This window comes from Maribacter algarum (ex Zhang et al. 2020) (assembly GCF_005885635.1).
Lineage (GTDB): Bacteria > Bacteroidota > Bacteroidia > Flavobacteriales > Flavobacteriaceae > Maribacter_C > Maribacter_C algarum.
Window position 1 is genome coordinate 1912109 of the sequence record NZ_VATY01000001.1, and the last position, 13220, is coordinate 1925328.

A 13220-nucleotide genomic window follows, 5' to 3' on the forward strand; every position below is an offset into this window, starting at 1 on the left:
CTTTACTTTGTTAGTTTGTATACTTCTGCTTTGTTATTATTGATGGTAACCAGTAAATAAGGTTGCTTGTTAAGTGTAATAATATTTAAATGTCTCACGGATTTTTGCATAAGATTTAATCCGATTTCATCACCTAAAATTACATTATTTTCATCTTTTATCAAGGCTCCCGAAAAAGAATCAAGCCTTCCGTGGAAAGGTTTAACACCAAAATAGTTTCCTGCGGCCAAGGCTTCTTCCTTACCATCTTTATCAAAATCATAAGATATAAATGCCATAATCGGAGATACTTGCAGTTCATTTCTAAAGGGAACGAAACTGAATTTACCATTTTGATTACGTAAAAACCCTGAGCGCAGCTCAGATACTTTTAGAACATCAGCATTTTTCATTGCTTCCTTTTCGAAAATTTCATCTGCCGTCTTTCCAGCAAAGTCTGCATAGGTTGTAAATTTCTTTTTTAGGGAAACTAGCTGGCCTGTCAATCCGTCAAGACTTTCTAAAGGATAATAGGCACCATTTTTTTCGGTTACTAGAATCGTCTCTGTTTGGTCATTTTTGTCAAAATCACCATAATACATTTTCATAGGATACTTATCTGAAGCGGTAAACTTGCTATTCGTACCCCAGTTCCCCAACAAATAATCCTTATCGCCATCGCCATCGATATCGAAAGGAGAAATACTTTGCCAGAGCCCATTGAGACCATTGACTCCGACATCATGTTTAATTAGGTTGCCATTTTCATTTTTGAAGAAGATAGGAGCCATCCATTCTCCAATTACAATAAGGTCTTTGGTGTTATCACCATCAAAATCATGCCATATGGCATCGGTGACCATTCCTATATTCTGAAACTCTTTATTTTCAAGGGTAGAGAAATTTCCATTTTCATTTACTAAAACATAAGAAGTAGGAAGCTTTCCAAAATCATTTGAAACGGATTGATTGCCCACAAATACATCCAAATCACCATCGTTATCAAAGTCGTAAGGACGCATTATGGACGCATTTTCAAAACTTTGAGGTAAGGGCTTTATCTCGTAAACAGAATCCTTATGAATGTAATAACTATTAAGCAAAGGCTTCATTTTATTGAAGAAATCAGCACCTCCAGTACCCAAAAGTAAATCGTTTTTGCCGTCGGCATTGAAATCTGAAATTACCGCCGTCACATCTTCCTTGATAGAATCTTTTGCAATTGAAGGAATCTCATATTCGATGAAGGTCGAATCTTTTTGAATGTATGTTTTAGATGGAACATACTTAGAACCTCCCAAGAAAACATCAGTTGTACCGTCATTGTTTAAATCGCCCAAAGCAAGTGCTGGCCCACGGTCACCAATTTGATATGGAATCAGCTTTTGCCGATTAAAATCTATATAACCATCTTCCCTGTGCGTGAAATTTATACCTAGATTATCATTGACCTGTTCAAATAATTTGAAAGTTTTAGGTTTAAGTGTACCATAGTCAAATGGTTTAGTGTTTTCAGGAGAAATGGTTAAAGTTTGACCCGTCGCAACATCTTTTAAAACTTGAAATGTATTATCAGGCCAAATGATTTTTAGCGAGTCCACTTTTTGACTTGAACCGTACCCAAAATGAATTACAGGTTCTGAAGAGGCTTGAAAACCTCGGACTGTATATAGCTCTTTGTATTGTAATTTTCCGTTATGATATGAAAACACTTTTGTACCAAGTCCTAGTAGATTTCCCTGGGTATACTTGAATTTCAATTTGAGAAAACTGGATTTTGAATCTGTTTTATTGATGTAGAGTGAGGCGGCCTCATTACTATTGTTAATGACTAGGTCAAGGTCGCCATCCAAGTCAAAATCGGCCATTGCAGTAGCTCCGGATTTTAGTGTGTCGTTAACTATCCAGCTTTTTGATTTATCCTCAAATTCCAAATTTTGAGAACCCTTAAAGATATAATTATGAGTAGCTCCCGAAGGCATAAGGTTCAATGCCTGCTCATCAACTAGTTTCGTATTGCTGATTTTTTTCTGAATCTGTTCATCGGAAACAAAATTGATATAATCCAAATCGTTTGGGCGTTTGGCAATACCATTCGAAATAAAAATATCTTGCTCCCCATCTTGGTCGTAATCGGCGAAAAGAGCACTCCAGCTCCAATCGGTTGCCGCAACTCCACTTGTCAATGCAATTTCCATGAAACCGGCTTGTGGTCTGTTCACGAAAAGCATATTTCTAGAATATTGGTAATGATAACCAAATCGCTCTGTCCGCAATCTTTGTGTTTGAACATTATCTGCACCTTCAGAAGATTTTAATATTTTCTCATCTTCAGGAAGCATATCCAATGAAATGATATCCGGCCAGCCATCATGGTTGATATCTGCTACGTCGTTCCCCATGGAAAACCTTGAAGTATGTCCGAAATAATTTTTTAGGCTTTCAGAAAAAGTACCATCACCATTGTTTATATAGTAATAGTCATCTTCGTGAAAATCATTTCCTACATAGATATCAGGATATCCATCTTGATTAAAATCAGAAACAGCAACACCTAATCCATATCCATTTACACCACCATAAATGCCTGCTTCTTCACTTACGTCGGTGAATTTTCCCCCATCGTTTCGAAGTAGTTTATCACCAGTTTGATAGTTTCTTTTTTTGCGTGTTTCAGCATTTCCATAGGATTCCTGGGTATGAACAGCATGATTCAAAAGGTATATGTCGAGGTCACCATCATTATCAAAATCTAAGAAAGCTGCTGAAGAACTATAGGAATCAAAATCCAGCCCGAATTTAGCCGCACTTTCAGTAAAAGTATTGTCGCCGTTATTGATGTAGAGCTCATTGAATCCGTTAAAACCATTAATGCCCACAACGGCACAAACATAAATATCGAGTAATCCGTCACCATTAATATCGCCCATTACGGCTCCGGTATTCCAACTGCTATTTCCTGAAATTCCTGCTTTATCAGAAATATCTTCAAACTTCAAATTGCCCTTATTCAGGTATAGCTTGTTTTTTACTTGATTCCCCGAAAAGAAAATATCAGGTAGTTCATCCCCATTGATATCACCAACGGCAACGCCACCCCCATTGTAAAAGTAGAGGTAGTCTAGAATGTTAGCATCTTCAGTGGGGGTTAAGGTATTGGTGAAATTAATTCCAGTTTCTTGAGGCGAAGGATTTGAAAACAATTCCCCTTCTGAATTTCCGCAACTCACAACAAGTACTAATAGCAAAATGTAAAATACATTTTTAGTCATCGAATGCGAATACCTTAGGTTTGTTATCGTTTATGGCAGTAATCAGGAATTTCTTCCCTTGTGAATCTTTGAATTGTTGAAGGTGTTTTACCTCATCACGAACGAAGAAACCACTGGTGTTATAGTCTTGCCAATCAAAGCCCATTTTGCCATCACCCAGGAGTACGTTACCGTAGTTGGCGTCTAAACGGGAATACTGCGGCTTGAATTCAAAATTATTGCCTGCCATGATTAAATCTAGATTTCCATCACCATTGACATCAGCACATGCAATTCCGCATATACAGGATAACTGTACTCGGCTCGGCAACTTCTTAATTGTAAATTTACCACCCCCTTCATTAACTGCTATAACCGACTCAGATATGGACGATTGTCTCATAATCGATTTTTCAAAAATAGATTCTGAAAATAGCTCATCAACGGTTTTAGTAGCATAAATAGATGCTTTGATGTTTTGTTTTTTTAGTGCAGTAATTTGCTCGGTCATTTCCTGCTTTTGATGTAACGGATAGTCTTTGCCATTTTGACTTTGGGTCACAATTTGCTCAAGAGTGCCGTTATTATCATAGTCATTAATCCAAATTTTCATTGGATTTTCAGGAGTGGGTTTGTAATGTAGATTACTCCCTTGATTACCGAGTACAAGATCCATATCCCCATCATTATCCAAATCTGCTGAGCTTACGACATTCCACCAGCCTGATAGGCTATCTAATGAAGTAGGAATCTTAGCTAATCGCCGACCAGAATTTTTGTAAATGTTGGTTGTTCCCCATTCCGATACGGTAACTAGGTCTTTTTTGGAATCACCATCCATATCTGTCCAAATTGCGTTGGTCACCATACCTGCATTTTTCAAATCGTACGCAAAACGTTCCGTAGCATCTTCAAATGTTCCATCGCCATTATTTACCAAAAATAGATGATTAGGGTCGAGACCATAGGTGCCTACCACACTTCTAGAACCTACGAACACATCAATATCACCATCGTTATCAAAATCGTGAGGAGCTATTGTAGAAATATTTTTAAAAGTTGAGGGCAATTGTTCAGTCGACTTACTAAAAACTCCTTTGCCGTCATTTAAATATAGTCTAACCCGATAGTTTTGTTCCTCGCCAACTTGGTTGCCTCCTGACCCTACTAAAAGATCCATGTCTGAATCTCCATCGGCATCAAAAAATGCCGAAGCGGTGTCTTCATAGTTTGCATCTTCCACAAAGACATTTTGAGAAACCATTTTTAGTTTTCCATTGCCCGTATGTTTGTAAAGGTTTGCTGAGTATCCTTTGGCTCCACCAATAAAAACATCTTCGTTTCCGTCTCCGTCAATATCAGCAATAGCAGATGAAGGTCCTTCCTGGGAAAGAGTTTTATAGATTAGGCCCTCATAGTCAAAATCACTATAATTATTTTCTTTATGGGAAATAAGATTGGTGTTTTCTATTTCTCTTAGTAGCGTTTTTTTATATTCACTTTTCCATGGATTATGTGTTTTGTCGGTACGATTATATTTAAAACTCAAGGTTTGATTGGCTTTGATATCAACCATTTTTTGAGAACGGTTATCTGGCCAAATTACACGAAGCGAATCAATGTTTTCTTTAGACCCTAGGCCAATGGTCATGATATAATCCATGGAAGATTGAAATCCTCTTGATGGAATTTGTTCTTGCATTATGGTCTTATCGTCATAGTATAAAAGTACCGTGGACCCTATGGCAAACCTATTTTTTTCTGTGCCTTCAAGATTTATCTTGATATAGTTGTTTTCGGTAAACTCGTTTGAATGGTTTTCGTAAATAAAAGCTTTCATATTTACATTATTCACCACCAGTTCTAAATCTCCATCGTTATCCAAATCTCCGTAAGCTGCCCCATTTGACATACTTGGAATTTCAAATCCCCAATCTGCATTTGCATTTGAAAAGGTTATATCTCCATTGTTTTTGTACGCGTAATTTGGCTGAGGTCGAATCGGCATTTTGTTGATGATAGAATCAATTGATTCTTTCCTACCCGTCAAAGCCATTTTTTGAATGATTTCGTTGGCGAAAAAGTCAACGAAATCTAAGTCTGTCAAATCATGATTGATACCGTTGGTTATGTATATATCCCGCAAGCCATCATTATCCATGTCGACCAGGAGTCCCGCCCAACTCCAATCGGTGGCATCTACACCACTGAAATAGGCAATTTCTGAAAAGGTGCCATTCCCGTTATTCAGTTGCAACGTATTTTGAATATACTGTTGGTAAAAGTCCTTGCTCTGTTTGAGTTTAAAAACATTGTAGCCCTCGAACTCCATTACAGCCTTGACTCGTTCATCGGCTTCGGGTAGCATGTCAGTTATAAAAATCTCTGAATTCCCGTCATTGTTGATGTCTGCAATATCAATCCCCATAGCAGAGAGTGACAAGTGCTGTGTCCATTCTTTGATTTCCTCGGTAAATGTTCCGTCTTGATTGTTGATATAGAGATAATCTCGTTCGTAAAAATCATTTGAAACATAAAGGTCAGGATACAAATCTTTATTTATATCGGTAACCATAACACCTAAACCGAAACCAATAAGGCTGCCATAAATCCCGGCATCTTCGCTTACATCAACAAATTTTCCACCATCATTTCGAAGCAACATATCACCCACACCTTTAAAGATATCAGGAACACCCTCCCAATCTTGAGCACGAACATGGCGTTGTTCAGCATAGCCCAAGCTACTTACGGGAATGTTACTGTTGTTCAAAATATAAGCATCAAGGTCTCCATCTTTATCGTAGTCAAAGAATGTGGCGTGTGTTGAAAATCCAGTTTTCGCTAGATTGTACTCTTCTGCTTTTTCTGTAAACGTGAGGTCTCCATTATTGATGTAAAGGTCATTATCATGATTATTACCTTTCATATTGCCAGCATTACTGACATAGATGTCCAGTAATCCATCGGCATTGATGTCAACCATATTTACTCCTGTTGACCAGGGTTTGCTACCTTCTATTCCTGCTTTTGCAGAAATATCCTCAAATGTGAGATTGCCCTTGTTCAAGTATAGCTTATTGGGCACCATATTACCTGTAAGATATATATCAGGTAGACCATCATTATTAATGTCACCAATAGCGACACCACCACCGTTGTAGAAATTACGGTATTTGAAAATGTTGAAATCCTTCTGATTTTCTACAGAATTGATAAAATCAATTCCCGTTTTTTGTGAGGGAAGGAGTGAAAACAATTTAGGACCTTGGTTCTCGCTTTTATCAATTTCCTCTTTCTTTGAAGTACAAGAAAGTATCGCAGTGGTCAAAAGCAATATACAAGCAACTTTACTTAAAAAATTTGTCATCAAATAACTCAACATGCAATTCTTTTTATCAAAAAATAAGAAGTGAAATATTTTGAAAAAGCACTTCATTTTTCAATCAAATTTCAGGTTTTTAGAGCATGTGCTGATTCCGAATTTTTAAGCGACAAACCATGCTCAAAATGCCGCAGCGCAAGATATACAATCTTTGATGAACAGGGAAGTTGGTGAGAGTTAATATTTGTCAAAAACTGCTGCCTGTTTTGTACTAAAACGATGGAGTAATTCGCTCTTTTGTTACAAATACTTTCTCTAAGCAGGATATTCTATTAAATTCCAATATATTTAGAAAATAATCAAACCAAATTCGTTCGCATGTTAGGAATAGTTTCATTTTTAGGTTTTACCATTTTGGTTGCCATTATTGCATATTTATCAACCAGAAAAACGAATGAAAAATCTTCAGATGGATACTTTCTTGGTGGGCGAAGTCTTACCGCTGGTGTCATAGCTGGTTCACTTCTGCTGACAAATCTTTCTACCGAACAGATTGTCGGACTTAACGGTGATGCTTACCGGGACGGAATTTTGGTAATGGCTTGGGAAACTTTGGCTGCGATTGCAATGGTAATTTGTGCGATATTTTTATTGCCAAGATATTTGAAAGGAGGTATAAGCACCATTCCCACATATTTAGAAAGAAGATTTGATACCACCACTAAGGCGCTGACCTCGGGGCTATTTTTAAGCGGTTATGCGATTGTTCTTTTGCCCATTGTACTGTATTCAGGTTCTTTGGCAATCAGCGGAATGTTTGATTTGCCGGGTAAATTAGGAATTTCTGAATGGGCCTCTATCTGGGTTTGTGTTTGGAGCATTGGCATTATTGGAGGTATTTACGCCATTTTTGGCGGACTTAAGGCTGTTGCAGTCTCTGATAGTATCAACGCCATTGGATTGCTTTTAGGAGGCCTCTTAATTCCCGTTTTTGGGCTTTTAGCGATTAGTGATGACAACAGTATTTTAGGAGGAATTTCGAAACTCACCACAGAGCATCCAGAGAAGTTCAATGCGATTGGGTCTGAATCTTCAAGTATTCCTTTTGCCACTATTTTCACAGGAATGGTCTTGGTACAGTTATTTTATTGGGGGACTAATCAGCAAATTATACAACGTGCGCTAGGAGCTAAAAATTTGGTAGAAGGTCAAAAGGGCCTGATGTTAGCTGCATTTTTTAAAATTTTGGGTCCGATAATCGTTGTTTTACCGGGTATTATTGCTTTTCACATGTTTGATGGACAACTGGAAAGAGGTGATCAAGCCTACCCGAAGTTAGTGGCTGAAGTGCTGCCTCCGGCCTTTGTAGGCTTTTTTGCAGCGGTTCTATTTGGAGCTATTTTAAGTTCTTTCAATAGTGCTTTGAATAGTTGTGTCACCCTTTTCGGCATTGATATCTACAAGCAGTATATCAACAAAGAGGCTCCTGAAAATCAAATAGTAGCAAAAGGAAAACAGTTTGGTATTGGTTTGGCTATTTTTTCGATGGTATTGGCCCCATTTCTTTATTACGCTTCTAGCGGACTCTTTGGATACTTACAACAAGTCAACGGTGCGTACAGCATACCTATTTTGTCCGTAATAGTTATAGGCTTTTTAACCAAACGGGTTCCGCCATTAGCTGCAAAAACGGGAATTATATTTGCCTTTGTCGTTTATGTTACTTACATCATAATGTCAAGGGGGCTTGGAATAGAGTGGCTGCCACATATGCTTCATATGCAAGCAATTACCTTTGTCCTTACCATTGCTTTGATGCTGATTATTGGAAAGTTAAGACCAAGGGCAACGGATTATGTACAAAAATATACCAATGAGGTGGACATCACCAGCTGGAAATACGTAAAACCAGTTGGTATTGTAATAACTTTGGTGGTAATAAGTACTTATATAATTTTTAGATAGGTATACCGAAACAGTTTAAAGAAAAAATCCTGCCTTTTTAGGGCTGGATTTTTTCTATTTTAGAAGGGTGTTAATTCTCCTTCTCTAGATGTATTGATTCACAATATTTTCGAACAATTCTTGTTTTCCACTTTGCAGTTCTAACTCACCATTATCTTTCGCTATTTCATACAAAGCTTTAAAATCTAATTTTCCATCTTCAAAATCTTTTCCTTTTCCTGAATCAAAAGAGCTGTATCGTTTTGCACGTAATGCTTCATAAGGCGAAGAAGAAATGATTTTATCGGCAACTAGCAAAGCTCTTGCAAAAGTATCCGCTCCTCCTATGTGGGCATGGAAAACGTCATCCATATCTGTAGAGTTTCTTCGGATTTTAGCATCAAAATTAATGCCTCCACCTTGCAATCCACCGGCCTTTAAGAACACGAGCATTGCCTCGGTAACCTCACCGATATTATTAGGAAACTGGTCTGTATCCCAACCGTTTTGGTAATCACCACGATTGGCATCCACACTTCCTAACATGCCATGCGCAGCTGCAATTTCTAATTCGTGCTGCATGGTATGACTTGCTAGAGTAGCATGGTTAACCTCAATATTTAGTTTGAAATCATCTTGCAATCCATATTGGTGTAAAAATCCAACCACGGTGGCGCAATCGAAATCGTATTGATGCTTCATAGGTTCCATAGGCTTTGGCTCTATAAAGAAATTTCCTTTAAAACCTTGGGCTCTTGCATAGTCCCTAGCCATACCCAAGAATTTTCCCATATGATCGAGCTCCCGCTTCATATCTGTATTTAATAATGACATATATCCTTCACGACCTCCCCAGAAAACATAATTTTCGCCATCTAATTCCATAGTAGCATCCAAAGCCAATTTTATTTGTCCGCCTGCTCGCGCAAGTACATTGAAATCTGGATTTGTTGATGCCCCATTCATGTAGCGCGGATTTGAAAAACAGTTGGCCGTTCCCCATAATAATTTCACTCCTGATTGGGCCTTTTTTTCTTTGATATAATCGACAATATTTGCCAAGCGTTTTTCTGATTCGGTAAAAGTTGACGCCTCTTGTATTAAATCAAAATCATGGAAACAGAAATAATCGAACCCCATTTTGGTGATAAATTCAAAGGCGGCATCAGCCTTTGCTTTAGCTGCTTCGACGGCATCAGTGGGCTGGTCCCACGGGAAATTTTGTGTACCCGGTCCAAATGGATCAGCACCCTGTCCACAGAAAGTATGCCAGTATGCTATGGCGAATTTGAAATGTTCAGCCATCGTTTTGCCTGCAACAACCTGGTCGGGATTGTAGTACTTAAATGCTAAAGGATTATCGGATTCTTTTCCCTCAAATTTGATTTCCCCTATTCCCTTAAAATATTCTTTGTTACCTATGATTGCCATATTAGTTGTTTTTTAAAAGTTGTTCTAATTCGTTTTTCCATTTTTGATATGCCTTAGAATACGCCTCTTTGTCTTCAGAAGGTTTGAAGCCCGTAACGTAATCATTATCCATAATCTGTTTCCCGAAAGTGTCAAAATCACCTTTATGTAGTTGACAGGCTCTTGCTGCCCCAATTGCCCCGGTAGTATTGTATATTTCGATTTCTTTGCCGATTAATGTGGCTATAGTATTCGAAAAAATTTCTGAACGGAAGAGGTTATCATTTCCCGCACGTATTACATTGGCTTCAAGTTTATCCGATTTCATGATTTCCATTCCGTAAACAAAGGAAAAGGCAATACCTTCTAAAGCGGCTCTGCATAAATGGGCCTTCGTATGATTGTTTAAGTTTAGATTGGATAGCTGAGTGCCTAAGGTTTTGTTGTCTAGCATGCGCTCAGCGCCATTCCCAAAAGGATGTAAAGTTACTCCATCAGAACCAATGGGAACAGAGGCTGCCAATACATTCATCTCTTCATAGGATGATACTTTCAGATTGTTCAATAACCAACGGTATTGAATGCCTGCTCCATTGATGCACAAAAGTTTACCGATTCGAGGATTGCTTATGTCGTAATTGACATGGGCAAAATTGTTGACCCGAGAACTTTCTTTAACAGAGAGACTATCGGTTATGGCATACACAACTCCAGAAGTTCCACCAGTAGCTGCAATTTCTCCTGTGTTGAATACATTTAGCGAAAGAGCATTGTTGGGTTGGTCACCCGCTCTATATAAGATGGGTGTGCCTTCTGTCAAACCTGATTCCATAGCACCTTTTTGTGAAACATTGCCTTGAACCGAAAATGTATCTACGATTTCAGGAACAAGTTCTTTCTGGATACCATAATGTTCTAATAGCCATGTGGCTATTGTATTGGATTTAAAATCCCAAAAAATCCCCTCAGACAATCCAGAAATTGTCGAACACATGTTTCCCCCTAGTCTATATGCAATATAGTCGCCTGGAAGCATGAACTTACAAATTTTACTATATAGATCAGGCTCATTTTCTTTAACCCATTTTAATTTTGAGGCTGTAAAATTTCCTGGGGAATTTAATAGATGCTCCGCGCACTTCTCATTCCCGAGATTATCAAAAGCTTTTTTCCCGATTTCAACGGCTCGGCTATCGCACCAGATTATCGAATCTCTTAGAGGATTTCCATCTTTATCGACTACCACCAAGCCATGCATTTGATAAGATATTCCAATGCCGGTAACATCTTCCGATTTAATTTCGTTTTCCTTGAGAAGTCTTTTGGTTGCGGTACAAATATGCAACCACCAATTATCAGGGTGTTGTTCAGCCCAGCCATTGTGTACAGCAAGCATTTTCATTTCCGTTTTGGGCTCATTGACCACAGCAATACTTTTACCTGTTGAAATAGCTACAAGTGCCGCTTTTATTGAAGAACTGCCAATATCATATCCAATGGAGTACATAATTGAAAATTTACTAAAACGTTTGCGGAGCGAAAGATATCGTTTTTAGCAGTTTGTCACAAACCGAACTTGAAGCAATAGCTTAAAACCACAAAAAGATAGAATTTTGAGATTTGAACGGAAACAAAAAAAGCCCTGATGAAAGTTCATCAGGGCTTTTTTAAAACTTAAAATTTAAATAATCCTAGTATCCTGGGTTTTGAACTAATGCTGGATTAGCAAGTAGTTGAGAAGCAGGGATTGGGAATAACTTGTAGGTGTCATTGCCAATTGAACCGGCAGCTTTGAATTGCCAGTCTCTTGTGTATTGGCCGAAACGAATCAAATCTTGTCTTCTCCAAGCCTCAGCATATAGCTCACGCCCTCTTTCATCCAATAAATCTTGCTCGCTTACAGAACCTAGAGGAGAAGCTTTTCTTAAAACTCTTAATTCGTTTACCATGGCAGTTGGGTCACCACCACTGCGCATCATGGCTTCTGCTTTCATCAAATGTGCATCTGCATATCTGAAGAAAATCTCATGTCCGCGGAACGCTCCAAAACGTGGTGCATATTTCATAACACGAATACCAGTGGTTTCGTCATTATTGATGATGTTGGGAGCACCGTCACCATCTAAGAAATCTCTCTTGAATGTTAAAGGAGCACCAGCTCTATCTGTTAATGCAGTGCCGTCCAGTGCATATTGTTGTCCTACTAGGAAACCATTACCCACATTGGAACCAACTTCGAATCCATCTTCATCTTCTGTTTGATCTCTTCCTGTAAATGGAATACCGCCGGATGGAACACCACCACGTCTTTCTTCTTGCATGTCAAGCGGAGTTTCATCCAACTCAACACGGTTGCTATTTGGATCCCCTTCGAAAAGGTCGTAGTATTCAGCTAATGTGCTAAATCCATTCCATCCACCACCACCTTGAGAAGTCGAGTTGTAGTGTAACCCGTTGAAGATACGGTTACCAACACCTGATGCCAATGACCAGATAGTTTCATTATCCGCAGAATCTCTAAAGAGATTAAAATACCCATCTTGAAGTGCGTAGCCTTCACCAGCTATTTCATCAACTAACGAGATAACAGCAGACATATCACCGCTATCAACACTTCCACCTAGGTAGATGTGCTTGTTCAAAAGTATTTTCGCTTTTAGATATCTTGCAGCGGCTTTGCTAGCTCTTCCATTGGCTTCACCACTACCTGCGGCAACGCTAGGAAGGTTCGAAATTGCAGTATCTACATCAGCCATAATAAAGTCTAGCGCAGCTTGACCCGTAAGAACTTCTGGTAGCGTAGAAGATGGTAATGTCACATCTCTGAAAGGTACTTGGCCATAGAAATCCAAAATAGTCCACATGCTCAATGCACGAATAAAGCTAGCTTCACCAATGTTTTCGGCAGATGGGTTACTTCTTGAATCTAATATTTGAGAAGCAAGTAGTTGGTTACCATTCCATTGGTTCCATACGGCAATTACGAAAACGTGCTCAGGAGTCCATAAGTGTTGGTGTAAGCTAGACCATTGTCCGTTATCACCCCAGTCAGTACCTCTAGTAGGAACGATTGCCGCGTCAGCGGTTACTTCCATTAGAGCAAAACGGTTACCTTGATCACCGTATTGACCATTCAATCTATTGTATAATTCATCAACAGTAGATGAAGGATCAGCTAATCCTTGGAAACCAGCACTAATAATAGAATCGGTTTCCTCAAGCTCCAAATCGGTACAGGAAGCTAATCCTACAACCAAAAGGAGGCTGGTAAAATAAATTTTCAAATTAATTCTTTTCATGATTTTCAATTT

At 38.6% G+C, this 13220-nt stretch carries 6 protein-coding genes; 1 reads left to right on the forward strand and 5 read right to left on the reverse strand.

Annotated elements, in window-relative coordinates:
- Positions 1-2: 2 nt before the first annotated feature.
- Complete coding sequence (locus tag FEE95_RS08320) at positions 3-3251, reverse strand: VCBS repeat-containing protein (protein WP_138657406.1); 3249 nt, start codon at positions 3249-3251, stop codon at positions 3-5.
- Positions 3244-6600 (reverse strand): VCBS repeat-containing protein, encoded by a 3357-nt coding sequence (locus FEE95_RS08325; RefSeq protein WP_138657595.1) that lies wholly within the window; start codon positions 6598-6600, stop codon positions 3244-3246. The genes FEE95_RS08320 and FEE95_RS08325 overlap by 8 nt, the downstream gene beginning before the upstream one ends.
- 333 nt (positions 6601-6933) lie before the next feature.
- On the opposite strand from FEE95_RS08325, the gene FEE95_RS08330 reads away from it, so the two are divergent.
- Entirely contained in the window at positions 6934-8520 is a 1587-nt protein-coding gene (locus tag FEE95_RS08330; RefSeq protein ID WP_138657407.1) for a solute:sodium symporter family transporter, read from the forward strand.
- Positions 8521-8604: 84 nt separating this feature from the next.
- Here the strand turns inward: FEE95_RS08330 and xylA are convergent, their stop codons facing one another.
- The 3 genes from xylA to FEE95_RS08345 all read right to left on the reverse strand — a co-directional run bounded on the left by xylA (position 8605) and on the right by FEE95_RS08345 (position 13208).
- The gene (gene xylA / locus FEE95_RS08335; protein WP_138657408.1) at positions 8605-9930 is read right to left on the reverse strand and encodes a xylose isomerase; all 1326 of its coding nucleotides are present in this window, start codon (positions 9928-9930) and stop codon (positions 8605-8607) included.
- A 1-nt stretch (position 9931) separates the two neighbouring features.
- On the reverse strand, positions 9932-11416 hold the full coding sequence (locus FEE95_RS08340) for a xylulokinase (protein ID WP_138657409.1): 1485 nt from the start codon (positions 11414-11416) through the stop codon (positions 9932-9934).
- Positions 11417-11600: 184 nt separating this feature from the next.
- Positions 11601-13208 (reverse strand): RagB/SusD family nutrient uptake outer membrane protein, encoded by a 1608-nt coding sequence (locus tag FEE95_RS08345; protein ID WP_138657410.1) that lies wholly within the window; start codon positions 13206-13208, stop codon positions 11601-11603.
- Positions 13209-13220: the final 12 nt, after the last annotated feature.

Bases quoted from the DNA above. Each gene is read 5' to 3' on its own strand.
- xylA (WP_138657408.1), bottom strand. From the start codon at position 9,930: ATGGCAATCATAGGTAACAAAGAATATTTTAAGGGAATAGGGGAAATC.
- FEE95_RS08345 (WP_138657410.1), bottom strand. From the start codon at position 13,208: ATGAAAAGAATTAATTTGAAAATTTATTTTACCAGCCTCCTTTTGGTT.
- FEE95_RS08325 (WP_138657595.1), bottom strand. From the start codon at position 6,600: ATGACAAATTTTTTAAGTAAAGTTGCTTGTATATTGCTTTTGACCACT.
- FEE95_RS08340 (WP_138657409.1), bottom strand. From the start codon at position 11,416: ATGTACTCCATTGGATATGATATTGGCAGTTCTTCAATAAAAGCGGCA.
- FEE95_RS08320 (WP_138657406.1), bottom strand. From the start codon at position 3,251: ATGACTAAAAATGTATTTTACATTTTGCTATTAGTACTTGTTGTGAGT.
- FEE95_RS08330 (WP_138657407.1), top strand. From the start codon at position 6,934: ATGTTAGGAATAGTTTCATTTTTAGGTTTTACCATTTTGGTTGCCATT.